The 22,939-nt window shown below is 69.2% G+C and carries 25 protein-coding genes; 5 read left to right on the top strand and 20 right to left on the bottom strand.

What is annotated here, in order from left to right; genetic code table 11:
* Positions 1-6 precede the first annotated feature (6 nt).
* Entirely contained in the window at positions 7-273 is a 267-nt protein-coding gene (locus tag AB0O44_RS10715; protein ID WP_364137192.1) for a MoaD/ThiS family protein, read from the top strand.
* Positions 274-286: 13 nt separating this feature from the next.
* On the opposite strand, the gene AB0O44_RS10710 is transcribed toward AB0O44_RS10715, so the two are convergent.
* The 8 genes from AB0O44_RS10710 to AB0O44_RS10675 form a co-directional block, all read right to left on the bottom strand.
* Positions 287-1,195: an alpha/beta hydrolase gene (locus AB0O44_RS10710; protein ID WP_364137190.1), complete on the bottom strand. Its 909-nt coding sequence runs from the start codon at positions 1,193-1,195 to the stop codon at positions 287-289.
* Complete coding sequence (locus tag AB0O44_RS10705; RefSeq protein ID WP_364137188.1) at positions 1,192-1,872, bottom strand: TetR/AcrR family transcriptional regulator; 681 nt, start codon at positions 1,870-1,872, stop codon at positions 1,192-1,194. Before AB0O44_RS10705 ends, AB0O44_RS10710 begins: the two co-directional genes overlap by 4 nt.
* Positions 1,869-3,518 carry an AMP-binding protein gene (locus AB0O44_RS10700; RefSeq protein WP_364137186.1) on the bottom strand — a complete coding sequence of 550 codons (1,650 nt, stop codon included), beginning with the start codon at positions 3,516-3,518 and terminating at the stop codon, positions 1,869-1,871. The genes AB0O44_RS10705 and AB0O44_RS10700 overlap by 4 nt, the downstream gene beginning before the upstream one ends.
* On the bottom strand, positions 3,515-4,759 hold the full coding sequence (locus AB0O44_RS10695) for a branched-chain amino acid ABC transporter permease (protein ID WP_364137184.1): 1,245 nt from the start codon (positions 4,757-4,759) through the stop codon (positions 3,515-3,517). The genes AB0O44_RS10700 and AB0O44_RS10695 overlap by 4 nt, the downstream gene beginning before the upstream one ends.
* Positions 4,756-5,631, bottom strand: a complete 876-nt coding sequence (locus AB0O44_RS10690) for a branched-chain amino acid ABC transporter permease (protein ID WP_364137182.1) — start codon at positions 5,629-5,631, stop codon at positions 4,756-4,758. The genes AB0O44_RS10695 and AB0O44_RS10690 overlap by 4 nt, the downstream gene beginning before the upstream one ends.
* Positions 5,628-6,434 (bottom strand): ABC transporter ATP-binding protein, encoded by an 807-nt coding sequence (locus tag AB0O44_RS10685; protein WP_364137180.1) that lies wholly within the window; start codon positions 6,432-6,434, stop codon positions 5,628-5,630. The genes AB0O44_RS10690 and AB0O44_RS10685 overlap by 4 nt, the downstream gene beginning before the upstream one ends.
* Complete coding sequence (locus tag AB0O44_RS10680; RefSeq protein WP_364137178.1) at positions 6,431-7,195, bottom strand: ABC transporter ATP-binding protein; 765 nt, start codon at positions 7,193-7,195, stop codon at positions 6,431-6,433. The genes AB0O44_RS10685 and AB0O44_RS10680 overlap by 4 nt, the downstream gene beginning before the upstream one ends.
* An 80-nt stretch (positions 7,196-7,275) precedes the next feature.
* On the bottom strand, positions 7,276-8,469 hold the full coding sequence (locus AB0O44_RS10675) for a substrate-binding domain-containing protein (RefSeq protein ID WP_364137176.1): 1,194 nt from the start codon (positions 8,467-8,469) through the stop codon (positions 7,276-7,278).
* Between the two features lie 298 nt (positions 8,470-8,767).
* On the opposite strand from AB0O44_RS10675, the gene AB0O44_RS10670 reads away from it, so the two are divergent.
* The gene (locus tag AB0O44_RS10670) at positions 8,768-9,277 is read left to right on the top strand and encodes a DUF1579 domain-containing protein (RefSeq protein ID WP_364137174.1); all 510 of its coding nucleotides are present in this window, start codon (positions 8,768-8,770) and stop codon (positions 9,275-9,277) included.
* On the opposite strand, the gene AB0O44_RS10665 is transcribed toward AB0O44_RS10670, so the two are convergent.
* The 6 genes from AB0O44_RS10665 to AB0O44_RS10640 form a co-directional block, all read right to left on the bottom strand.
* Entirely contained in the window at positions 9,274-10,617 is a 1,344-nt protein-coding gene (locus AB0O44_RS10665) for a pitrilysin family protein (RefSeq protein ID WP_290258339.1), read from the bottom strand. The two genes, AB0O44_RS10670 and AB0O44_RS10665, sit on opposite strands and share 4 nt — an antisense overlap.
* 130 nt (positions 10,618-10,747) lie before the next feature.
* A complete protein-coding gene (locus tag AB0O44_RS10660; RefSeq protein ID WP_364137172.1) occupies positions 10,748-12,979 on the bottom strand; it encodes a polyribonucleotide nucleotidyltransferase in 2,232 nt (743 codons plus the stop codon).
* A 248-nt stretch (positions 12,980-13,227) separates the two neighbouring features.
* Entirely contained in the window at positions 13,228-13,497 is a 270-nt protein-coding gene (gene rpsO / locus AB0O44_RS10655) for a 30S ribosomal protein S15 (protein ID WP_290258342.1), read from the bottom strand.
* Positions 13,498-13,717: 220 nt separating this feature from the next.
* Positions 13,718-14,974: a kynureninase gene (gene kynU / locus AB0O44_RS10650; protein ID WP_364137170.1), complete on the bottom strand. Its 1,257-nt coding sequence runs from the start codon at positions 14,972-14,974 to the stop codon at positions 13,718-13,720.
* The gene (gene kynA, locus AB0O44_RS10645) at positions 14,971-15,825 is read right to left on the bottom strand and encodes a tryptophan 2,3-dioxygenase (protein ID WP_364137168.1); all 855 of its coding nucleotides are present in this window, start codon (positions 15,823-15,825) and stop codon (positions 14,971-14,973) included. Before kynA ends, kynU begins: the two co-directional genes overlap by 4 nt.
* 28 nt (positions 15,826-15,853) lie before the next feature.
* On the bottom strand, positions 15,854-16,909 hold the full coding sequence (locus tag AB0O44_RS10640) for a bifunctional riboflavin kinase/FAD synthetase (RefSeq protein ID WP_364137167.1): 1,056 nt from the start codon (positions 16,907-16,909) through the stop codon (positions 15,854-15,856).
* 196 nt (positions 16,910-17,105) lie between these two features.
* Here AB0O44_RS10640 and AB0O44_RS10635 point away from each other — a divergent pair, with 196 nt between their 5' ends.
* Positions 17,106-17,561, top strand: a complete 456-nt coding sequence (locus tag AB0O44_RS10635; protein ID WP_364137165.1) for a hypothetical protein — start codon at positions 17,106-17,108, stop codon at positions 17,559-17,561.
* Positions 17,562-17,619: 58 nt separating this feature from the next.
* Here the strand turns inward: AB0O44_RS10635 and AB0O44_RS10630 are convergent, their stop codons facing one another.
* Positions 17,620-18,201: an adenylate kinase gene (locus AB0O44_RS10630; protein ID WP_364137163.1), complete on the bottom strand. Its 582-nt coding sequence runs from the start codon at positions 18,199-18,201 to the stop codon at positions 17,620-17,622.
* A gap of 26 nt (positions 18,202-18,227) precedes the next feature.
* Here AB0O44_RS10630 and AB0O44_RS10625 point away from each other — a divergent pair, with 26 nt between their 5' ends.
* On the top strand, positions 18,228-18,650 hold the full coding sequence (locus AB0O44_RS10625; protein WP_364137161.1) for a GNAT family N-acetyltransferase: 423 nt from the start codon (positions 18,228-18,230) through the stop codon (positions 18,648-18,650).
* Positions 18,651-18,683: 33 nt separating this feature from the next.
* Here the strand turns inward: AB0O44_RS10625 and AB0O44_RS10620 are convergent, their stop codons facing one another.
* Both AB0O44_RS10620 and AB0O44_RS10615 read right to left on the bottom strand, forming a co-directional pair.
* Complete coding sequence (locus AB0O44_RS10620) at positions 18,684-18,887, bottom strand: HNH endonuclease signature motif containing protein (protein ID WP_364137159.1); 204 nt, start codon at positions 18,885-18,887, stop codon at positions 18,684-18,686.
* On the bottom strand, positions 18,797-20,227 hold the full coding sequence (locus AB0O44_RS10615; RefSeq protein ID WP_364137157.1) for a DUF222 domain-containing protein: 1,431 nt from the start codon (positions 20,225-20,227) through the stop codon (positions 18,797-18,799). Before AB0O44_RS10615 ends, AB0O44_RS10620 begins: the two co-directional genes overlap by 91 nt.
* Positions 20,228-20,480: 253 nt before the next feature.
* Between AB0O44_RS10615 and AB0O44_RS10610 the strand changes: the two genes are divergently transcribed.
* Positions 20,481-21,044, top strand: coding sequence for an NUDIX hydrolase (locus AB0O44_RS10610; RefSeq protein ID WP_290258350.1), 564 nt, complete (start codon positions 20,481-20,483; stop codon positions 21,042-21,044).
* 27 nt (positions 21,045-21,071) lie between these two features.
* Here the strand turns inward: AB0O44_RS10610 and AB0O44_RS10605 are convergent, their stop codons facing one another.
* The 3 genes from AB0O44_RS10605 to AB0O44_RS10595 form a co-directional block, all read right to left on the bottom strand.
* Positions 21,072-21,449: a MarR family transcriptional regulator gene (locus AB0O44_RS10605; protein ID WP_364137155.1), complete on the bottom strand. Its 378-nt coding sequence runs from the start codon at positions 21,447-21,449 to the stop codon at positions 21,072-21,074.
* 551 nt (positions 21,450-22,000) lie between these two features.
* A complete protein-coding gene (locus AB0O44_RS10600) occupies positions 22,001-22,561 on the bottom strand; it encodes a hypothetical protein (protein WP_364137153.1) in 561 nt (186 codons plus the stop codon).
* 22 nt (positions 22,562-22,583) lie between these two features.
* Positions 22,584-22,937, bottom strand: coding sequence for a hypothetical protein (locus AB0O44_RS10595; protein ID WP_364137151.1), 354 nt, complete (start codon positions 22,935-22,937; stop codon positions 22,584-22,586).
* Between the last annotated feature and the right edge of the window lie 2 nt (positions 22,938-22,939).

The following is a 22,939-nucleotide window of genomic DNA, read 5'->3' as shown; positions in this document are numbered from 1 at the left end:
CCACCCGTGATCGTCCGTTACTTCGCTGCCGCGCGCGCCGCCGCCGGCGTCGACGAGGAAGCTTTCCAGCTGCCCGAGGGCGCCGACGTTGCCGGCCTGCTCGAAGCCGTGCTCGCCGTCGAACGTCCGGTCCCGCCCGCCGGCACTCCCCCGCTGGCCCGGCTGCTGGCCCGTTCCAGCTTCCTGCTCAACGAGGTGGCCGTCCGGGACCGCGCCACGGCGCTGGCCCCGGACGACGTCGTCGACGTCCTGCCGCCGTTCGCCGGCGGCTAGGAACCCGCCGGAATTACTCCCCGGCGAGGGCGGACCGGACGGTGTCTGCCACGGCGGCCGCGCCGCGCTCGCCCATGATGATCGTGTAGTGGTTCACGTCCGGGACGTCCCGGACCTGCAGGGACGGCAGCTTCTCCGCCCAAGTCTCGAGGTAGCCCGGCGCGTACAGGCCTGCGGGTTCGTTGAGCAGCCCGCGCGGCGCCCGCAGCACCTGCGTCGCCACCGTGAGGTCCGCCAGCGCCTTTAGCAGCGAGGAGCCCCGGTGCAGGTCCGCGGTGTCCTCCGCCATCGCCTCGTACCGGGTGGCCGGCTTCAGCTCCGGGGCCTCGCCGTGGAGGTCGTAGTCCACGTAGTCGTCCACGAACGGGCCCCAGTCGGAGGCGAAGGCCGGGTGCTTGCGCCAGAAGGAGCGGTAGACCTCGCGGCTGGGGAAGGTGGCGTTGAGCCGCTCCGCCGCCGGGCCCAGGATGGAGGAGACGATCTCGGCGTCGGAGAGCCCCTCCGGGACCTGCAGCGGCAGGCCGCCGTCCACCAGCACCAGGGACCGGACCCGCTCCGGGGACAGGTCCGAGAGGACCACGGAGGCGAAGCCGCCCATGGAGTGGCCCACCACGACGACGGGGCCGGGGGCGAGTTCGGCCAGCACGGCGGTGAGGTCCTCCGCGTGCGAGGTCATGCCGTACGGGGCGGGCAGGGCGTTGCTGCGGCCGCGGCCGCGCAGGTCCGGGGCGATGATCCGCACGTCGGGCAGCGCCTCGGCCAGGTACGCCCAGCACTTGTGCGAGGCGGTGACGCCGTGGACGGCCAGGATGGTCGGGGCGTCGGAGCTGTCCTCCGGGCCCCAGATGGCGGTGTGCATGGTGCCGCCGCGCACGGGGACCTCGACGGTCCGGTAGGTCTGCTGGCTGGTGGTCTGGGTCATGGGTTCGTCCCTTCCTGGGGCCGGGTGGGGTTCGCGGCGGTAGTGGGGGCGGGAAGGCCGGGGTCCGGGGCCAGCCCGCGTTCGATGAACTGCATCATTTCCTCGAAGACGTGCTCGGGAATCTCGGGCCGGGCGCCGGCGGCCGGTTCGGCGCCTTCCTCGTCCCAGAGCACCCAGCGCATGCCTATCAGCTCGCCGATGCCCATCAGGGCCCAGGCCGCGACGGTGGGGTCCATGTCCCGGACCTCCCCCGCGAGCTGGGCTGACTTCAGGCCCTCGATGTAGCCATTGACGATCCGGGTGTAATGCAGGCGGAGGGCGCCGGGCGAGACGAACTCGGCCTGGCGGATGATCCGGTACAGCGCGGGGTGCTCGGCGGTGAAGCGGAAGAACGCCCGGAAGCCGGCCCGTTCGGCGTCGATCCGGTTACCGGCGCTGCGGGCGGCGTCGGTCATGGCGTGCCGGACCCGGCGGTTGAGGTCCTCCACCACCTCGTCGAAAATCGTCTGCTTCCCGTCGAAGTAGAGGTAGAAGGTGCCGAGTCCGACGCCGGCGGCCTCGGTGATCTTGACGATCGAGGCGTCGTGGTAGCCCACCGAGGCGAACACGGCCTCGGCGGCCTCGAGCAGCTTGGCGCGGGTGCGGGTGCCGCGGGCGGTGCGGGGTGCGGTGCTCATCGCCGGCCTCCGGGGGTCGATGCAGTGGTGGTTGATGCGGTGGTCGGGGTGGCGCCGTCCGAGTGACGGGCGGCGAGATCCTGCCGGAGCCGGGCGCGCAGCACCTTGTTCAGCGCCGTGCGCGGCAGCCCGGCGACCAGTTCCACCCGCGACGGGACCTTAAAGCGGGCCAGCTGGCCGGCGCAGTGGTCCAGCAGGTCCTGCTCGTCGGTGGCCATCCCGGGCCGGACCACCACGAACGCCTGCCCGGTCTCGCCCCAGCGGGGATCTTCAACGCCGACGACGGCGGCTTGCGCCACCGCCGGGTGGGCCAGGAGGACGGCCTCCACCTCGGAGGGCGAGACGTTCTCGCCGCCGGAGATGTAGATGTCCTTGAGCCGGTCCACCACCTTGATGTACCCGTCGGCGTCGCGCTCGACCAGGTCACCGGTGTGCAGCCAGCCGCCGGCGAGGACCGCCGCCGTCGCGGCCGGGTCGCGGAAGTAGCCGGCGAAGACGCCGGGGCCACCCACCAGGAGCTCGCCGGCGGCCGCGCCGTCGAGGATCTCCCCGGTGGTGGGATCGGCGACCGCCACCTCGACGTGCGGGTAGGGCTTGCCGGAGTAGCCGACCATCCGCTCGGCGTCCTGGTTGGGCAGGCAGAGCACGTTTGGGGACGCCTCGGTAAGGCCGTAGCCCTGGCTCAGCGCCACCCCCTTGCGGTGCCAGATCCGCAGCAGTGGCGCGGGCATGGGCGCCCCGCCGACGACGGCGTGCCGGAGGCCGCCGAGTTCCGCGGCGGCGAAGTCGGGGTGCTCGGCCAGCATCAGGTACTGGGTGGGCACGCCCATCAGCATGGTGACGCCGCGTTCGTCGATCAGCTGCAGCACCCGGCCGGGATCGAAGCCGCGCTCCAGCACCACCGTGGCCCCCACCCACCAGGCCAGCAGCGGCTGGATGTTCCAGCCGCCCACGTGGAACTGAGGGAGGACGGCCAGGACCACGTCACTGCTGCCCATGTCCAGGGTGCGGGAGAGCGAGAGGTTGTTCCAGAAGCAGTTGGCGTGGGTCAGCACGGCGGCCTTGCTGGGCCCCTCGGTGCCGGAGGTGAAGATCATCAGCAGGGCGTCGTCGTCCTGCACGGACTGCCGCGGCAGCTCGGCCGGCGCCGGGGTGACCCGGGTAGGCGGCGGGACGGACTTCTCCACCCCGCCCGGACCCAGCGCCGCGGTCCGTGGCCGGTGCGCCAGCAGGGCGCAGGCGGCGGCGCCCAGGGAGTCCAGGTCCGCCTCGACGAGCAGCAGGTGCGGTTCGGCGAGTTCCAGCTGCACGGCCAGTTCCCGGGGCGAGAGCCGCCAGGACAGGGGCACCAGCACCAGGCCGGCCTTGGCGCAGGCGAAGAACGCCACCACGTGGTCGGTGCTGTTGCCGGTGAGGCTCGCCACCCGGTCCCCCACCCGGTACCCGGCTTCGCGGAACCCCTCGGCCAGGGCCGCGGCGCGGCGCTCCAGTTCGAGGTAGGTCAGGGCGCAGCCCCGGTCATCGATCGCGACCCGGTGCGGGGTGGCGTGGCTGCGGTCGGTGGTCCAGCGGCCCAGGGTGTGGAGCCCGTCCCCGCGAACAGAGCCTGCGATGTGGACCGCGGCGGAAGCCGTGTCGGTGGTCATGCTGCATCCTCCAGAATTTCCCGCGGCGTCTCGGTGGTGCCGTTGCCGGCCCGGCCGCGGCGCCGTTGCGCCAGCCGCTCCGCGGTCCCGGCGATGCCGCCCGGGAGGAAGAGCACCACCAGGATGAACAGCGTGCCGAGGATGAACAGCGGTTCAGACAACGGTACCCGCAGGATGTCCGGAAGGCCCTTGACGGCCTCGGAGTTGGCCAGCGCGGTGAGCCGCTGGTCCAGGATGGTGTAGAAGACGCCGCCGATCACGGCGCCCCAGCGTGAGCCCACGCCGCCGAGTACCACCATGACCAGCAGGGTGATGGTCAGGTCCGAGGAGATGGCCCGGGGCACCGCGCCGCTTTGCAGCAGCAGGAACACCATGCCAATCACACCCACGAGGATCGCGGAGACCACGAAGATCAGCAGCTTCACCAGGTACGGCTGCAGGCCCAGGACGCGGACACGGAGTTCGTTCTCGCGGACCGCGGCCGCGGTGTGGCCGGCGCGGGAGGACTGCACCCAGGCGACGATGATGAAGACGGCCACCAGCACGGCCAGGGCCAGCCAATAGAGGTTCCGGGTGTTCACGACGCCCACCAGGGCCTCGGGCAGGTTGTCCGTGCGAAGGGTCAGGCCCTCGTCGCCGCCGGTTCGTCCGTCCGGGTTGCGGCCAACGATCACCGATCCGGCCTGGGCGAACGCGAGGGTGACCATGGCGAACGGGATGCCGCCGACGCGGAGGCTGATGCTGCCCACCACGTGCGCCAGCACAATCACGATCAGCAGGGTCAGCCCCATGGCCGGCAGCAGCGGGATCTCCAGGTTCTTCAGGATGATCGCGAGCCCGTAGACGCCGGCGCCGAAGTAGAGGGCATGGCCGAAGGAGAGCAGCCCGGCGACGCCGAGGAGCAGGTGGTAGGTCAGGGCGGCGGCGGCCATCAGCATGCTCATGGCCAACAGCTGCAGCGATCCCGGGGTGTAGCTGGGCCCGGGCAGGATGCCGGGCAGGGACAGGTTGAGCAGCGGCAGGAGGACCAGGAGGAGGATCCCGGCCAGGCCCGCTGCCCAGCCGGCAATCCGGCGGCCCGTGACGGGCCGCCCTCCCCTGCCGCGGCCGGTGCCGGGCGTGCCCGCGGTGCGTGCGCCGTCGTCGTGGGTGGAAGCCGGGCGGCGGGACCGTCGGACGGTGCCGGTGTCGCCAGCGGTGCCGCCGGTGGTGGTGTCGGTGTTGCTGCCGGTGGTGGTCATGCGGTTCTCCCAAGCAGGCCGGTGGGGCGGACGAGCAGTACGACGCCGAGGGCCAGCACGACGACGAAGTCGCCGGTGCCGCCGAGGTAGAAGTTGGCGAACTGCTGCAGGACGGCGACGGCGACGGCGGCGATGGCCGCGCCGGTGAGCGAGCCGAGCCCGCCGATCACCGTGACGATGAAGGCGAAGATCAGCAGCGAGCCGCCGAGCATCGGTGAGACGTAGCCGAAGTAGTGCGAGGCGAGGACGCCGCCCAGGCCGGCCGCGGCGCCGCCGATCGTGAAGACCAGGGTGAAGGCTTTACGGACGTCGATGCCCAGGGCGGTGACCATGGAGCGGTTCTCGACGCCGGCGCGGATGATCATGCCGTAGCGGGTCTTCTTGAGGAAGAAGACCAGGGCCAGCAGCACCAGGGCGGCCGCGAGGATGCAGACGAACCGGTCGTTGGGGACCCGGGCGCCCAGGATGTCGGTGGTGTCCTTGAACCAGGCCGGTCCCTGGATGAAGACCGGGTCGGTCCCCCAAATGCCGTCGAACAGGGCGACGGTGGCCAGCGACAGGCCCAGGGTGACCAGGACCTGTTCGATGTGGCGCTGGTAAAGGCGCCGGATCAGGACGAACTCGGTGAAGGCCGCGAACGCGGCGCCGGCGGCGGCCCCGATCAGCAGGGAGACCAGGAAGATCCCCCAGTTGTCGGACCCGGCGCGGCGGGCGATTTCCCAGCCGGTGAAGGCGCCGAGGGTCAGGAAGGCCCCGTGGGCGAAGTTGAGCACGCCCATCAGGCCGTAGATCAGGGACAGGCCGGCGGCGACGAGGAAGTACAGCGCCCCGAGGCCGAGGCCGGTGAAGAGCAGGAGGATGACGGTACTCACTGGGCGGCGCCTTTCACGGCAGCGTGGGAGGCCTGGTCCGCACCCGGGTGCGGGTCGTTGGCGACGCCGAGGTGGCGCTGGATCAGGGCGGCGTCGTCGAGGAATTCCTGCGCGGGGCCGGTGTGGACCACGCGGCCGCCGGAGAGGACGACGGCGTCCCCGGCGAGCTGGCGGACCACCTGGAGGTTCTGTTCCACCAGCAGGATAGGCACGGTCCGCGCGGCCTCGGCGAGGGTCTCGGCGACCTCGCCGACGATCTTGGGGGCCAGGCCCTTGGTGGGTTCGTCGACCAGCAGGACCTTGTTGGTGTTCAGCAGGGCACGGGCCAGCGAGACCATCTGCTGCTGGCCGCCGGAAAGCGTCCCGGCCATCTGGCCGGCGCGGGCCAGCAGGTCCGGGAACAGCTCCTCGACCAGCTGGCGGCGCGGGGCGGCGTCGCGTTCGGCCAGGCGGAGATTCTCGGCGACGGTGAGCTTGGAGAAGACTTCGCGGTCCTCGGGGACGTAGCCGACGCCGCGCTGGATGATCCGGTAGGTGGGGTCCTTGTCGATCCGCTCGCCGTCGAGCGTGACCGCGCCGGAGCGGTCGATCAGGCCGATGATGGCCTTGATGGTGCTGGTCTTGCCGACGCCGTTGCGGCCCAGCAGCGCGGTGATCCCGGCGGCGGGGACGGAGAACGAGACGTCCTCCACCACCTGCTGGCCGGCGATCCTGGCGCTCAGGCGGTCCACGGTGAGGATCGGCGTGGACCCGGGGGCGGCGCCGCCCGGTGTGTCGGGGCGGGGGTCCGCGGCGGGGTTCATACTGGTTCTCCGAGGTAGGCGCTTTGCACGGTGGGGTTGGCCATGACGGCGTCGGGGCTGTCCAGGGCCAGCAGGCTGCCATGGTGCATCACGGCCACCCGGTCCACCAGTCCCAGCACCACGTCCATGTGGTGCTCGACCATCATGACGGTGCAGCCGCGGTCCCGGTGCATGCCGCGGATGATCGCGGTGAGGGACGGGACGTCCCCCGACGCCACCCCGGCCATCGGCTCATCGAGGAGGACGACGGCGGGATCCGTCGCCAGCAGCACGGCGATCTCCACCTTGCGCTTCTCGCCGTGCGAGAGGTCCCCGGCCGCCGTCGTGAGCTGGCCGCTGAGTCCCACCTCGGCGATGGTGTCCAGGGCGATCCGGGTGGCCTCGTCCGAGGAGCCGGGGAAGCGCAGGATGTTCAGGCTTCCGCCGAGCTTGGCCTGCGCGGCGAGCCGGACGTTCTCCAGGACGGAGAGCCGGGGAAAGAGATTGGAGGTCTGGAAGGTCCGGCCCAGCCCCGCCCTCGCGCGGCGGTGGATCGGCTCGTTGGTGATCGGCCGTCCGTTCAGGGCAATGCTGCCCGCGGTGGGGCGCAGCACGCCGGAGATCAGGTTGAAGAGGGTGGTCTTGCCGGCGCCGTTGGGGCCGATCACGCCGATCATCTCGCCGGCGTTGACGGTGAAGCCGACATCCTGGAGGATGCGGGCGCCGCCGATCTGCAGGCCGAGGCCGTCCACCTCGAGGGCGGGCGTGGCTGGGGTAGTCATACGGGTCCTTTGTTCTGGCTCGAAGGCCGGTGCGGCCGGGCCGGGGCGGAATTTTCCGCGCCCGGCCCGGCCGCCGCTGGCTACTTCTTCTCCGGCGGGGCGACGGTGTCGCCGGGCACGGCCTTGATCAGCTGCGGGGTCCAGGCGCCGTCTTTCTGGACGAGCTTGGCCTGGTACATGTCCTGGATCAGGGCGTGGTCCGAGGCACGGACCGTTTCCTTGCCCTTGGGGCCGTCGAAGCTGTAGCCCTCGAGGGCCTTGACCATGGCGTCGGGGTCGGTGCCGCCGCCCTGCTTGATGGCCTGGACGATCAGCTGGCCGGCGACGAAGCCGTCCGGGGTGAAGAGGTCGGCCTTGCCGCCGGCCTTCTCGACGCCGGCGATCATCTTCTTCTCGACGTCGGTGCCGGAGGCGCCCGGGAAGTAGTGGTTGAGGAAGCTGATCTTGGAGCTCGCCGGGCCGTAGGCGTTGAAGCTGGAGGCGTCGCCGAGGCCGGTGACCACCGGGGCGGAGTCGAAGACGCCCTGCTGGCTCAGGGCCTGCCACATGGTGCCGGTGGTGGCGCCGGCCCAGGCGACGAAGACCAGGTCTGCCTTGGCGTCCAGCAGCTGGCGCGCGAACGGCGTCAGTTCCTGGTTCTCCGGAACCAGCACGGAGCTGACGTTGGCGCCCTTGGCCCCGAGCACGGCCTTGACCGCGGCGACGTTGCCCTGGCCGAAGGCGTTGTCCTGGGCGAAGACGACGACCTTCTTGCCCTTGGTGTCGATGAACGTGCCCGCGGTGGCGACGTCCTGCAGGCTCTGCCGGCCGGAGCGGAAGGTGTACTTGTTGACGCCCTGGATCGCGTCGGTGGCGGCGGGGCCGGAGATGTAGAGGACCTTGTTCTGCTGGGCCTGTTCGGCGAGCTTGACGGCGATGCCGGAGGAGGCGGTGCCGCCGATGATCTTGTAGCCCTTGCCGATCATGTCCTTGGCGGCCGAGACCGCTTTGTCCGGGTCCCCGGCGTCGTCGGTGTAGGTCAGGTTGATCTTGGCGCCGTTGACCTCGCCGCTGCCGCCGGTGGCGTAGTCGATGCCGGCCTGCAAGCCCTGGTAGTAGGTGGCGCCGTAGGCCGCCAGGGCCCCGGTCTTGGAGTAGATGATGCCGACGTTGACGGGCTCGGCGGCCTTGCCGGAGCCCGCGGGGGCTGCCGAGCCGGCGGTGGGCGCGCAGGCGCTCAGGGCCAGGCCGGAGGCCATCACGGCTGCCATCAGGAACTTCTTTGTGTCCTTCACGGGATGCCTTTCGGTGAAAATCCGAGGAGTGGGGGCAGGGGAGATCTGAGTCCAACCTGAAAGGTGATTCAGATTACAGTCAATCTATGGCGCGGGTCACAGACTGTCAACGGATTCCGGCGCCGACTGTGCAACGAAATGGCAACGAAACGGCTTCTCCCCCGCTCCGACCAACTGCGCCTTAGCGGCTCCCCGCGGCCGCCCTTTACTCCCAGTGCGGCCCGCGTGAAGATGATCCCGGGGCCGCAGCGCGGTCGCAGCGCGGTCCCATGGGAAGGACCGGGGAGGTGCGTGCGGCATGAACCGACGGTTGACGGGCGCCACGCTCGGCGCCCTGGCTGATTTCCTGGGGCGCTGGAGCGGCACCACCCGCTGGGAGGCCACCGCGTGGGGTCCGGCAAGGAGCGCGGCGGCGGAGGTGGAGTTCGCGCGGGCGGCGGGTGGGCTGGCGGTCACGGTGGCGTTCCGGCACGCCGAGGCCGACGGCGGCGTCGCCACCGTCACGGGGGTGCTCACCGAGGATCCGCGCCACCCCGGGGCGCTCCTATACGAAATTCACGGTGCACGCGCCGGCGTCGTAGGCCTGCCCTTGGAGGGGCGCGCACCGGACGCGCCGGCGCGGGCCGCCTGGCACGACGGCGTGCTGACCATCGAGCGGCGCAGCGCCCGGGGCACGGCCCGGCACACGCTGCAGGTGCGCGATGGCGAGCTCATCCACTCCGCCGGGCTGCGGCTGGGAGCCGCCGGGGAGTTCACCCCGGTCATGACGACGGTGTGCCGCCGGGTCCGGGCGGCGGCGCCGGTTTAGAGCCCGAAGGTCTCGGTTTCCTCGAAGGGTCCCACCACGGTGACGGTCCGCGGGGCGGCGGCGAGTTCGCGGGCGAGTTCCTGGACCTCGGCGGCGGTGACGGCCTGGATCTGCCGCAGGGTCTCGTCGATGTCCTGGTATTCGCCGGAGACCAGTTCGGCCCGGCCCAGGCGGGACATCCGCGAACCGGTGTCCTCCAGCGCCAGGACGATCCCGCCGCTGAGCTGGCCCACGGCCTTGCGCAGCTCCTCCTCGGTGATGCCGCCCTCGGCGAGCTTGTCCAGCTCGGCGCCCAGCAGGTCCAGCACCTGGCGGACCTTCGTGGGGGTGCAGCCGGCGTACATGCCGAAGTACCCGGCGTCGGCGTAGGAGGAGGCGAAGGAGTAGGTCGAGTAGACCAGCCCGCGCTTCTCGCGGACCTCCTGGAACAGGCGGGAGGACATGCCGCCGCCGAGGACGGCGTTGAGGACGCTCATGACGAAGCGGCGGTCATCGGTGGCCACCAGCGAGGGGCAGCCTACGATAATGTTGGCCTGCTCCACGGGGCGCTTGACCACGTGCAGGCCGGCGGTGCCGGTGATCACGGCGCGTTCGGTCGCGCGGCGCTGCACCGGGGCGGCGTCGGCCTCGAGGTCCCAGCCGGCGGTCTCCAGGGCGTCCACCACGAGGCGGCAGACGACGTCGTGGTCCAGTCCCCCGGCGGCGGTGATGACGAGCTCGTCCGGGCGGTAGTAGCGCCGGTAGTGGTCCCAGACCGAATCCCGGGCAACGGCGCGGATGGCCTCGGGAGTGCCCCCGATGGGGCGGCCCAGCGGGTGGGAGCCGAGGACCGCGGCGACAAAGTGCTCGTGGGCGACGTCGGTAGGGTCGTCGCTGTCCATCGCGATCTCCTCGAGGATGACGTCGCGTTCCTGCTCCATCTCCTGCGGGTCGAGGACGGCGCCGGTGATCATGTCGGCGATGACGTCGATCGCCATTGGCAGGTCCGTGTCGAGGACCCGGGCGAAGTAGCAGGTGCTTTCCTTGGCGGTGGCCGCGTTGGATTCGCCGCCCACCTCATCGAAGGCGGAGGCGATCTCCAAAGCGGTGCGCTTCCGGGTGCCCTTGAAGAGGAGGTGCTCCAGGAAGTGGGTGGAGCCGTGCTGGCCGGGTGCCTCGTCCCGGGACCCGACGCCGACCCAGAAACCGATCGTGGCGGAGCGCTGGCCGGGCATCGCCTCGGTCAGCACCCGGACGCCGCCGGGGAGCACCGAACGCCGCACCTCCGAACCGCCGTCGGCCCCGTGGATCAGGGTGTCGGCGTGCTGGTTCTGCTCGAGCGGCAGCGGAACGAGAGTCATTAAGGCCTTTCAAAAAACCGTGCTGGAAGGGTGCCAAATCTGCCTGCCATCCTACCCGCGGCGGCGGCAGTTAACGGCAGCGGGGCCGGTGGACGAATCCACCGGCCCCGCTGCCGTTGATCGGGAGGGACTACTCCGCGGACTCCGGGGCGGCGTCGGCGCCCTCTTCCTCGGCCACGACGGGCGAGAGGGAGAGCTTGCCGCGGTCATCGATCTTGGTGATTTCCACCTGGATCTTCTGGCCGACGGAGACGACGTCCTCGACGTTGTCCACGCGCTTGCCGCCGGCGATCTTGCGCAGCTCGGAGATGTGCAGCAGACCGTCCTTGCCCGGGGTCAGGGAGACGAAGGCGCCGAAGGTGGTGGTCTTGACGACCGTACCCAGGTAGCGCTCACCGATTTCCGGGACCTGCGGGTTGGCGATGGCGTTGATCGCGGAACGGGCGGCGTCCGCGGACGGGCCGTTGGTGGCACCGATGTAGACGGTGCCGTCGTCCTCGATGGAGATATCCGCGCCGGTGTCCTCCTGGATCTGGTTGATCATCTTGCCCTTCGGGCCGATGACTTCGCCGATCTTGTCTACCGGGATCTTGACCGCAATGACGCGCGGAGCGAACTCGGAGAGCTCGTCCGGGGTGTCGATCGCGGAGTTCAGGACGTCCAGGATGTGGAGGCGGGCTTCGCGGGCCTGCTTGAGGGCCGCTGCCAGCACGGAGGCCGGGATGCCGTCGAGCTTGGTGTCCAGCTGGATGGCCGTGACGAACTCGGAGGTACCGGCGACCTTGAAGTCCATGTCGCCGAAGGCATCTTCGGCGCCGAGGATGTCGGTCAGGGCGGCGTAGCGGGTCTGGCCGTCAACCTGGTCGGAGACCAGGCCCATGGCGATACCGGCGACGGCGGCCTTCAGGGGCACACCGGCGTTCAGCAGAGACAGGGTGGAGGCGCAGACGGAGCCCATCGACGTCGAACCGTTGGATCCGAGAGCCTCGGAGACCTGGCGGATGGCGTAGGGGAACTCCTCGCGGGACGGCAGCACGGGCACGATGGCGCGCTCTGCCAGGGCACCGTGGCCGATTTCGCGGCGCTTCGGCGAACCGACGCGGCCGGTCTCACCGGTGGAGTACGGCGGGAAGTTGTAGTTGTGCATGTAGCGCTTGCGCGTCACCGGCGACAGCGAGTCGATCTGCTGTTCCATCTTCAGCATGTTCAGCGTAGTGACACCCATGATCTGGGTCTCGCCGCGCTCGAAGATGGCCGAACCGTGGACGCGGGGCAGGACCTCGACCTCGGCGGTGAGCTGGCGGATGTCCGTCAGGCCACGGCCGTCGATGCGGACCTGGTCCTTCAGGATGCGCTGGCGCACAACCTGCTTGGTGACGGAGCGGAAGGCTGCGGAGAGTTCCTTCTCGCGGCCCTCGAACTGGCCGGCCAAGGAGGAGAGGACCTCATCCTTGAGCGCGTCGGAGGCGGCGTCGCGTTCCTGCTTGTCGGCGATCTGGAAGACCGCGGCAAGCTTCTCGGCGGCGGCGGACTCGACGGCGGCGTAGGTGTCGTCCTCGTAGTCCAGGAAGACCGGGAACTCGACCGTGGGCTTGGCGGCCCGGGCGGCGAGGTCGGCCTGGGCGTCGCAGAGAGCCTTGATGAACGGCTTGGCAGCCTCCAGGCCCTCAGCCACGACCTCTTCGGTCGGGGCGGTGGCGCCCTGTTCCTTGATCAGGTTCCAGGAGTTGTCGGTGGCCTCGGCCTCGACCATCATGATCGCGACGTCGTCACCGGCAACGCGGCCGGCGACGACCATGTTGAAGACCGAGTTCTCCAGCTGGGAGTGCTTCGGGAAGGCAACCCACTGGGAGCCCTGCTCGTCGGCGACGAGGGCAACGCGGACGCCGCCGATCGGGCCGGAGAACGGCAGGCCGGAGAGCTGGGTGGACATCGAGGACGCGTTGATCGCGACGACGTCGTAGAGCTCGTCCGGGTTGATGGAGAGCACGGTAACGACGATCTGGACCTCGTTGCGCAGGCCCTTGATGAAGGCCGGGCGCAGCGGGCGGTCCATCAGGCGGCAGGCCAGGATCGCTTCGGTGGACGGGCGGCCTTCGCGGCGGAAGAACGAGCCCGGGATGCGGCCGGCGGCGTACATGCGCTCTTCGACGTCGACGGTCAGCGGGAAGAAGTCAAAGCCTTCACGCGGGTGCTTGCCGGCCGTGGTGGCCGACAGCAGAGCGGTTTCTTCGTCGATGTAGACCATCGCGGCACCGGCGGCCTGCTTGGCAAGGCGGCCGGTTTCGAAGCGGATGACCCGCTTGCCGAAGCGGCCATTGTCAATGACGGCTTCCGAGAACTGGATTTCGGGACCCTCCATAGAGAGTCACCTCCGTTTCTTGTGTCACGGAGTCCAGCCGCATCAACCCAGTCCGGCATCTGTCTACCTGGACTGCACTGCACCCGGTCATCGATCGAGACCCACGGGCCCGGGCTTCGGTTCCTTGAAGCCCTTCCCGGAGGTCACTACCGAGGACCGCGAATGCGTGATGCGGTTGATCCTCCTGTTGAGTTTTTTTGAAGAAGGCGGCCCCTTTCCGCACGGAAAGGGGCCGCCCCTAAAGCTGACTAGCGGCGCAGGCCGAGGCGCTCGATGAGCGCACGGTAGCGGTTGATGTCAGTGTTCTTGAGGTAGGTGAGCATGCGCTTGCGGCGACCAACCATGGCCAGCAGACCGCGCTGGGTGTGGTAGTCGTGCTTGTGCACCTTCATGTGCTCAGTCAGATCCTTGATCCGCTGGGTCAGGACTGCAACCTGGACCTCCGGCGAACCGGTGTCGCCCTCAGACGTTGCGAAATCCTTCATGATGGACTGCTTTACAGCGGCTTCAAGTGCCACAATAACTCCTTGAGATGTGCCGTGAGGCCCGAATCAGTAATTCACTGCCGGGGATGCCGGACGCGTATTTCCACCAAAGCGGTATCACGCGGCAGGGCCCAGCAACCACGGACTGCAGCCGGACCCACCGTTTAGTTTACGGGCACGCCGCGGACGTTGTCTAAACCGGCCCTGCGCCGGCGTCGACCTGCGGCGATCAGGCGGTGTCGACCTGCGGCGATCAGGCGGCGTCGGCGAGCAGCCCGCGGATGGCCAGCACGCCGCGGTAGAGCTCGGCGAACGAGGTGCTCAGCGGGGAGAGGCCCAGCCGGATGCCGTGCGGGGCTCGGAAGTCCGGGATGACGTCCTGCTTCCACAGCGTTGCGGTCATTTCCCGGAACGCCGGGTGGTCCACGGTGATGTGGCTGCCGCGCCGCGCCGGGTCCCTGGGGGTGGAGAGCTTCACGCCGGAGGGTTCCAGCCAGGCGTCGAAGAGCTCCAGGGCATAGGCGGTCAGCAGCTCGGACTTGCGCCGGATCGCCGACATTCCGGCCTCCTCGATCAGGTCCAGGGTCCCGCGCATGGCGAGCATGCCGAAAATCGCCGGGGTGCCGCTGAGAAAACCGCGGATGCCCGGGGCCGCCTCATAGCCGGGACCCATTTCGAAGGCGTCCTTGCGGCCCATCCAGCCCCAGATGGGCTGCTGCAGGCCGGGAAGGTGCCGGGCGTTGACGTACGCGAACGCGGGCGAGCCCGGTCCCCCGTTGAGGTACTTGTAGGTGCAGCCGGCGGCGAAGTCCACGTCCGCGGCGTCCAGGGCGATCTCCACCGAGCCCGCGGAGTGGCAGAGGTCCCAAACCACCAACGCGCCGGCGTCGTGGATGGCGGCCGTGATCCCGGGCAGGTCCGCCAGATGGCCGGAGCGGTAGGCGATCTGGCTCAGGACCACGACGGCGGTGGCGGGGCCGGTGGCGGCACGAACCTGTTCCTCGGTCACCCCGGAGGCCTGGTCCGCCTGGATCCAGCGGATCGTCAGATGTTCCTCGCGGGCGATCCCCTCCACCAGGTACCGGTCCGTGGGGAAGTTCTCGGTGTCCAGCACGATCTCGGTGCGGGCGGGATCCGTGACGGCGGCGAGGGCGGCCCGGATGAGCTTGTAGAGCACCACGGTGGTGGAGTCGGCAATGATGGTTTGCCCCGGCGCGGCGCCGAGCGCGGCCCGGCCCAGCTGGTCGCCGATGGCCTGTGGAAGGTCCAGCCATTCCTCGTCCCAGCCACGGATCAGCCGGCCGCCCCAGCCCTGTTCGATGAACGCGGAGATGTCCGTGACGGTGCGCTTGAGCGGCCGGCCCAGGGAGTTGCCGTCCAGGTAGGAAAGCTCGGATTCCGCGCCGACGAACTGGTCCCGGTACGCGGCCAGCGGATCGGCGGCGTCGAGGTCGAGGGCACGCTGCCACAACGGGTCGGCGCCGCTGTGCACCTGCTGGTTCTCGCTCACTGGCCGATCTCCGTTCGTACGGCGAAAAGTTCGGGGAAGAAGGTCAGCTCCAGGGCCTTCTGCAGGAACGCGGCGCCGCTGGAGCCGCCGGTGCCGGATTTCATGCCGATGGTCCGCTGCACGGTGCGCAGGTGGCGGAAGCGCCAGAGCTGGAAGTTGTCCTCGAGGTCCACGAGTTCCTCGCAGGCCTCGTAGGCTCCCCAGTTGTCCGCCGCGTTTTCGTAGATGGACTTGAACACCGGCACCAGCTCGGCAGAGAACTCGTGGGCCTGGCTGACGTCCCGGTTCAGCACCGACTCGGGCACGTCAAAGCCCTGGCGCTTGAGGTATGCGAGGAAGTCGTCGTAGATGCTGGGCGCTTCGAGCAGCTCCTGCAGCATCGCGTGTGCCTCCGGGTCCGATTCGAAGACCGGCAGCATCTTGCGGTTCTTGTTCCCCAGCAGGAATTCCACGGCCCGGTACTGGCTGGACTGGAACCCGGAGGAGTTGCCGAGGAAACCGCGAAACTGGGAGTACTCGGTGGGTGTCAGGGTGGCCAGGACGGACCACTGCTCGGTGAGGGTCTTCTGGATGTGCTTGACCCGGGCGATGGCTTTGAGGGCGGAGCCGAGGTCGTCGCTCCGGAGCCACGCCGCGGCGCTGCGCAGTTCGTGGAGCACGAGTTTCAGCCACAGCTCCGTGGTCTGGTGCTGGATGATGAACAGCAGCTCGTCGTGGTGCTCCGGCCGGCTGACCGGCTGCTGCGCGCTGAGCAGCGTGGGGAGCTGCAGGTACGAGGCGTAGCTCATCCGGGTGCTGAAGTCGCGGACGATGTCCTTGTCCAGCTCCCGGGTGTTCTTCTCAAGTGTCACGTCTGGTGCCTTCCCCGCCGGCAGGGTTTCAGCCGGCGAACAGGATCTGGTGGGTCTGGACGACGTCCAGCCGCATCTGCTCGATCAGAGCCTCGGGCCCACGGTACGCGACCATGCCGCGCAGCCGGGCCACGAATTCGACGACGACTGTCTGGTCGTACAGATCGAAGTCCTCCACCGCCTCCTGGGGCCGGTCGATGACGTGCGCCTCCACCTGGCGGCTGACGCCGTCGAAGGTGGGGTTGGAGCCGACGGAGATCGCAGCGGGCCAACGGGTACCGGCCTCATCCACCAGCCAGCCGGCGTAAATGCCGTCCGCGGGGATGTAGCCGGTGGCGTCGGCGGCGAGGTTCGCGGTGGGGAAGCCCAGGTCGCGGCCGCGGGCTGCGCCGTGCACCACCGTGCCGCGCATCCGGTGCGGGCGGCCGAGGACGGCGGCGGCCGTGGCGACGTCGCCCTCGCGCAGCGCTTCGCGGACCCAGGTGGAGGAGCAGCGGCGGTCGCCGGCGCCGTGCTCGGCCGCGGCGCCATCTGTTCCGGCGTCGTGCGTTTCGGCACCGTGCGTTCCGGCACTATCTCCTCCGGCGCCGTGCAGCGGGAAGCCTTCGGCGCCGAACTCGCTGATGACCTGGACTTCGAAGCCGAGCTTCTCCCCCAGATCCTTCATGGTGTCCAGGTCCCCGGAGTTGCCGCGGCCGAAGCGGGTGTCGTGGCCGATGACGACGTGGCTGGCCTTGAGTGTGTCGACGATGATGGAGGAGACGAATTCTTCGGGCGTGAGGCTGGCCAGTTCCAGCGAGTACTTCATCACCAGGACGGCATCCAGGCCCACCTCGCCGAGCGCGACGAGCTTGTCTTCGAGGCCCATGATCAGCTCGGGTGCTGACTCCGGCCGGTGTACCTGGGCGGGGTGCGGGTCGAAGGTGATGACGACGGCGCGGGCGTGGTTCAGGCGGGCGGTGCGGATGAGCTGGGAGAGCACCTGCTGGTGACCGCGGTGCACGCCGTCGAAGTTGCCGATCGTGACGACGGTCGGGCCGAAGTCCGTGGGGACCTCGGACGGATCGTTCCAGATGTGGACCATCTACCTCGCCTTTTTGCTGCCTGCCAAAACACTTTTCCCGGAGGGATAGGGCCGGCTCCGGAACTCTCCTAGGTTACCCGCATTCCTCCGGCGCCCCCGACGCCGGCCGGGTCCCCGCGCCCCTCCCCCGCTATCGGCGCCGTGGTAGCGTCCCCCTAACGCCGACGGAGCGACATGGCGTCGAATTGGGGGACAGATGAAAAGCGGAATGACGGGCGCCTTGACGCTGGTGGCGATCCTCGGAGGGGCGCTGAACGGGTGCGCAGCGCAGCCGGTGAGCACCGTGCAGCCTGGGCCGGCGCAGGCCGGTTCGGCGGCCGCAGGTCCGACGGAAGCCGGTCCCACGGACGCAGGGCGGGCTCACGGTCCGGTGGGCGGTTACGAGGGCTGGTGGAACTCGACGCCGGCCAGCGGTGACGCCCATGGCCTGCCTGCGGAGACGGTCGCCATCAATACCCGCACCAACCAGGTGGTGGACGCCTTCAACCGAAGCATCAACGACGCCGGCCGCCCCACGAAGATCAGCGACGTCGATTACATCGTCACCCCGGACCCGTCATGGCCGAAGGACTCGGTGGTCATCATTGACACTTCCACCCGTCAGGTCATCGCCAACTTCCGGGTCGATGCGGCGGGCGAGCCGATCCGGTAGGTTCCGACCTGAGCCGCAACCCGCCGTCGTCCGGGAACCGCGGGAGCAGTACGCTCCGCTAGCCTGCCGGGGGCCGCGACTGCACCGGTGGTACGGATGGCAACCCGTTCAACCAGGCCTCCAGTTCCCGCGGCCGCCTGAAGATCAGGATCTCGGCGGAGCCGCCGGCGCTGCTGAGGGAGCGCATGACCTGCCGCTTGCGGGTAAAGGACCGGAAGTGCCAGGCAATGATTGAGTCCTTGGCGAACAGCCGGCGAAGCGTCTCCCGGTTTCCGTTGCAGACCTCCTCCTTGGCGACGACCCGTCGGATGGACCGGCGAATGAGGCGGAGCAGGGATAGCCACCGGGGGTAGTCCAGCCCGACGATGAGTTCGGCCCGGGGAACGATCAAATCCCGCCACACGCCGTAGGCGCTGTCCAGCACCCACGCGTCCATGGCGGCGATCCGCGCGGCTGTCTGGCGTTGCTCCTGATCGCCGGGCTGCTGCCACCCGGGCAGCCAGCCAATATCGTCATCCGCCGAGTACTCCGGGAGCCCGGTGCGTGCCGCATAGGCCCGGGCGGCCGACGATTTTCCGCTCCCGGTGACACCGTAGAAGAGCACACGCGAGGGGCCCGGGGCCGGGGTGGGTGAGTTCATTCGCCCCAGCATGCCACACTGGGCGGATGTCCGAGTTCAGCCTCTCAGCGAGCCGCGATGTCTCCCGGTCGGAGCTGCTTGCCCTCTACGACTCCGTGGGCTGGACCGCCTACACCAACGAACCCGAGGTGCTGGAACGGGCCGTTCGAAAGTCCTCCTTTGTCGTCACGGCGTGGGCGGAAGGCGCCTTGGTGGGTCTGGCAAGGGCTATGTCCGACGACGAGACTATTTGCTACGTCCAGGACATCCTGGTGCAACCCTCCTTCCATCGTTCGGGTGTCGGCCGACAATTACTGGCCGCGGTCATGAACCGGTTCGCCCATGTGCGGCAAACGGTCCTTTTGACCGACGACGAGCCGGAACGACGGTCCTTCTACGAGTCGCAGGGCTTCATCGAGGGCGGCGACTCGAAGCCCCACGCTCTGCGCGTGTTCACACTGTTCCGATAGCGGCACCTGCAACCACTCCCTTACCTCCCGAAATCACAGTCTGAAGTAGTGGTTTTGTCGGGGTTTTTGGTGGGGGTCGAGGTGGAGTGGCGGGATGTACCAGGGGGTGCCGTTGCGGGTTTGGATGGTCCATAGTTCTTTGTGGATCAGGTGATGGTGGTGCGAACACAACAGGACACCGTTGTCTGTACTCGTTGGGCCGCCGCGGGACCAGTAGTCGATGTGGCGGCTTCGCACCAAGGTGCTGGGATGGTGCAGCCGGGGAAGGTGCAGCCTTTGTCGCGGGCGGTGATGGCTTTGCGGATGTGGGGCGGGAAGATTCTGCTGGTCCTCCCGATGTCCAGGACCCGGCCGTCGGTGCCGAGGAGGACGGGAATGATGTCCGCGTCGCAGGCGATCTTGCGGATGGTGGCGGCGGCGACGGGTCCGGTGAAGGCCAGCGTCCCGGTCCCGGCCAGACCCAGGGTCCCGGATGCTGACCCGTCCTGCGGGCCACGACCGTCGGCGGTAGTGAGGCGGGTGAGGAGGTCGCGGTAGTCGATGGTGACCATGACCTGAGGGCGGAATCCGCCCGCGGCGGGGAGCCCGCCGGTGGCGAGGGCGGCCTTGCAGGCCCCGATCAATCCGTCGAGCAGGCGCTGGGGCCGGGTCCGGAGATCCAGCCGTTCCTCTGAGACTCCCGGTCCGGTGGCGAAGGCCTCCTCCGGCGAAACTATGCAGCCTTCAGCGGCGTCTTTGTCGGCAGCGGCCGGGGTGGTCCCGCTGGCATCCACTGCGCCGGGAGCGGTGCGGGGGTTGGTCGCGGTGTTCATCACCGTGAGGAGGTGTTCGAACTGGTCGGTGGTCGCGAAGATTTCCAGGTGCTGGAGACCGTGCCGGGGACGGCGGATGAACGCACCCTGTAACTGGCGGAGGAGCTCCTCGGAGGGCTCGGCACCGTCCTGGTCCAGGCCGTCGATCCAGCGGCGGGCGACCCGGGTGAGGAAGTCCGGGTCGTGAACCGCCGCGACCGTGGTCAGGGCTTCCTCCATCCGGGCCACGGTGGCAGGGTCGGTCAGGAGCCGGACCCGGTCCAGTGCCTGGGTGATGATGGTCGCGGACCGGGACGGGACCTCCCCTCCCGCGAATGCTGCGGCGAGTTCCTCGTGAACGGCTGGGATTGGCTGGCCGGTCAGCCCAACCCGTGGCAGAAGTTCCCCGGCAAGGCAGAGGCGGCGGTGCGCCTCTGCGGTACTGATCCGTAGACGGTCCCGCAGGAAGTCCGTGGTCCGCCGGTACCCGTCACCTTCCGGCCCGGGCGTGGAGCGATCACAAGCATCGGCCGCGGCGGCCTGGGTTCGCGTTCGGTCGACCGCTCCCGCAGCAACAACCTGCAGGAACTCCACCGCCCGGGCGAGCTCCTCCACATCCCCGGCGAAAGCCGCCGCCTCAGCGAAACCCAGGACCCCGGCGTCGTCGACCGCCGCCGCGCAAACCTCCCGCAGCGAAGCGGCGATATCCCCCAACGCAATACCGCCGCGCCCGCCAGCTACCTGTCCGGGGACCGGTAGAAACGAAACCGCAGCCTTTGCGTTCATGGGTTAATCCTGCCCCCGACCTCTGACAATTGATCTCGCCCAGGCGGGCCGCATGCGCCCGCCACCGACCGGCCAATGAGCCAGTAAAACCGAAACCACAGCCGGTGCGTCCATGACCCAATAGTCTCGCCGACCCCTGACAATTAACCGGGCCTCAAGGACCCGCAGAAGAAATCCGACGACGTGACTCCCTATGACCTCGCGTGCGCCTCCCCGGAGTCACGCCGTACTGCCCGCGTGGCAGACTAGCGATATGGACAGCTCAGCCGCTCCCCTGCCCGACGCCCCGCAGCCAACCCCCACGCCGGACACGCAGGAAAAGCAGGAGAACCCCTACTTCGGGCCGCGCCGGCCGCACGGCCCCCGCGATCCGGGCGACGCCTGGGTGGAGGGCGACAAGGGGCGGTTCTGGGGCCGGTTCGGTTCGGCCGGGCTATTGGTCCACGACGCCGGCAAAGGCATCCTCCTGCAGCACCGTGCCACCTGGAGTGACCAGGGCGGCACCTGGGGCCTGCCCGGAGGTGCCCTGCACCAGGGCGAGGACGCGGTCAACGGTGCACTTCGCGAAGCGAGAGAGGAGGCCGCGGTGCCCCCGGAGGCGGTGGAGGTGCTGTTCACGTCCGTGTTCGACGTCGGCTACTGGACCTACACGACAGTCGCCGCGCGAGTGATCGAGCCTTTCGACCCGGCGATCAGCGATCCGGAAAGCCTGGATCTGCAGTGGATTCAGCCGGCCAACGTCGATGAGCATGAGCTGCACCCCGGCTTTGCCGCCGCCTGGCCGGAACTGCGCCGGCGGCTTGAGCAAGCGTCCTAGAACCGGCGAACGATTAGAAAAGCTCGCTTAGCGCCCGGGAGTCTCGAAGGCGGAGAGGATGCGGCCGAGGTCGTGCTGCAGGTGGGTCCAGTTCTCCAGATCCTCCGGCAGTGCCTCGCGCTCGATCTTGTGCGCAGCGTCCAGCGCGGCGGTGCCGGCGTCCGTCAGCGCCACGGAGAACTGCCGGCGGTCGCGTTCGTCGCGGGTGCGGGTGACCAGACCGGAGTCTTCCAAGCGGCCAAGGACGCGTCCCAGCGTCTGGCTCTGCACGGCAATGCGCCGCGCCAGTTGTTCCTGGTTGAGCGGTCCGGCCGCGAGGCCTTGAAGGGCAATGACGCCGGCGTGGGTGAGCCCCAGCGCGGCAAGGGCGTTGTCCTTGCGGCGTTCAACAACCCTGGCGGCCATTGACAGCAGTTGGTCGGTCCGCCATTTTCTGGAATCGGGGGCGGCGCTCATGCCAGGCACCCCGGGAGCGGCCGCAAACTGACCTCGCCCACCGGCGCTGCGCCCGTGGCTGCGCCCTCAAATTCCCATGTCGCTCCGGGAATGGCGTTCATAGTACCCATGATGCCTCCCTCGCTTCGGTTGACCAGCAGGAAGCGAAGCCGTCATTGCCCGCATCCGAGTTCCACAATAAGCATGCTTACTATGAATCGCAAGTTTACTTATTATCGCGGGCCTGCGGCGGTGAGCCAAGCATGCCCACCGACGGGAAAGTATCGGGGCACGGCCGCGGGAAACGGCGAACGACGACGGCGGTCGCGGCTGCCCGGCGACGGCTCGCCGCCGCGGGATTCAAAGGGCAACCACACTCACCAGCGCGTGTACGCATCGGTCGGGGACGGGCGGTACCAGCGGCGGAGCCGGCGTCGGTCGGCAGGCTCGAACGGCATCACTCTGGAGCGCGCGGTTTCAGCAGCGAAGCCGCCGCCGTCGTCCGGATGCCGCGGACCGCCTCAGTCAGCGGAAGCAGCCACCGGGGCCGAGGGGCGGCGGCGGTAGAGCCAGATCAGGCCCAGAATCGGCAGCAGCAGCGGGATGAACCCGTAGCCCCGCCCGAACAGGGACCAGACGGTCTCGTGCGGGAAGTTCACGGCGTCGAAGAGGCTCAGGGCCCCGACCACCAGCACGCCGACCAGTTCCACCACCACGGCCGTGACGGACACCTTGAACCAGGTGGGCCCGGGCTTCGCGAGGGAAATGGTCGCCACGATGTAAACCACCGCGGCGAAGGCGGACAGCAGGTACGCCAGCGGAGCCTCGGAGAACTTGGTGAGGATCTGGTAGCCGGCCCGCGCGGTCGCGGAGAGGGCGAAGATCGCGTACACCGCGATCAACAGCCGCCCCGGACCGGTGTTGCGGGTGTCCTTCGCGGGCCGGTTGGACCGACCCGTCCCGGCCGGGCGGCCAAGCCCTCCGAGCCGGCCCCCACGGGCCCCGCGGCCCCCAAATGCCCCGGAGGTGTCCGTTGCCCCGCCGTTGTCCGCGGTGCCGGTTCCCCGCTCTGAAGCCGCCATGTTCTTCCTCGCCTCTTTCACGTCAGTACCAGATCTGATTCATCCGGGCGGCCATCACCAAGGCCGTCACGCCCACGGCCGCCAGCACGAAGTTGCTCCACCGGGTGCGTTCGGCGATGGCCCAGTACACGGCCCCTACCGGCAGCAGCAGCGCCGTGAACAGGTAGCCCCAGAACTCCCACGGCTCCCCCGCGATGTGCTCGCCCGAGACCACGCGGATGATCGACCCCACCAAATAGACCAGCAGGGCCAGCTCCACGGCGGCCACGGAGAGAATGGTGGTGTCGTTCGGGGCCTTCTTCAGGATGCCGGCACCGGCGCAGAGCACGGTGGAGACCAGCCCCACCACCAGGATGATGTAGAAATACGCGTCCACCC

Origin of the sequence: Arthrobacter sp. NPDC080082 (genome assembly GCF_040686595.1) — a bacterium.
GTDB lineage: Bacteria > Actinomycetota > Actinomycetes > Actinomycetales > Micrococcaceae > Arthrobacter.
This window is presented reverse-complemented; position numbering and strand designations above follow the sequence as displayed.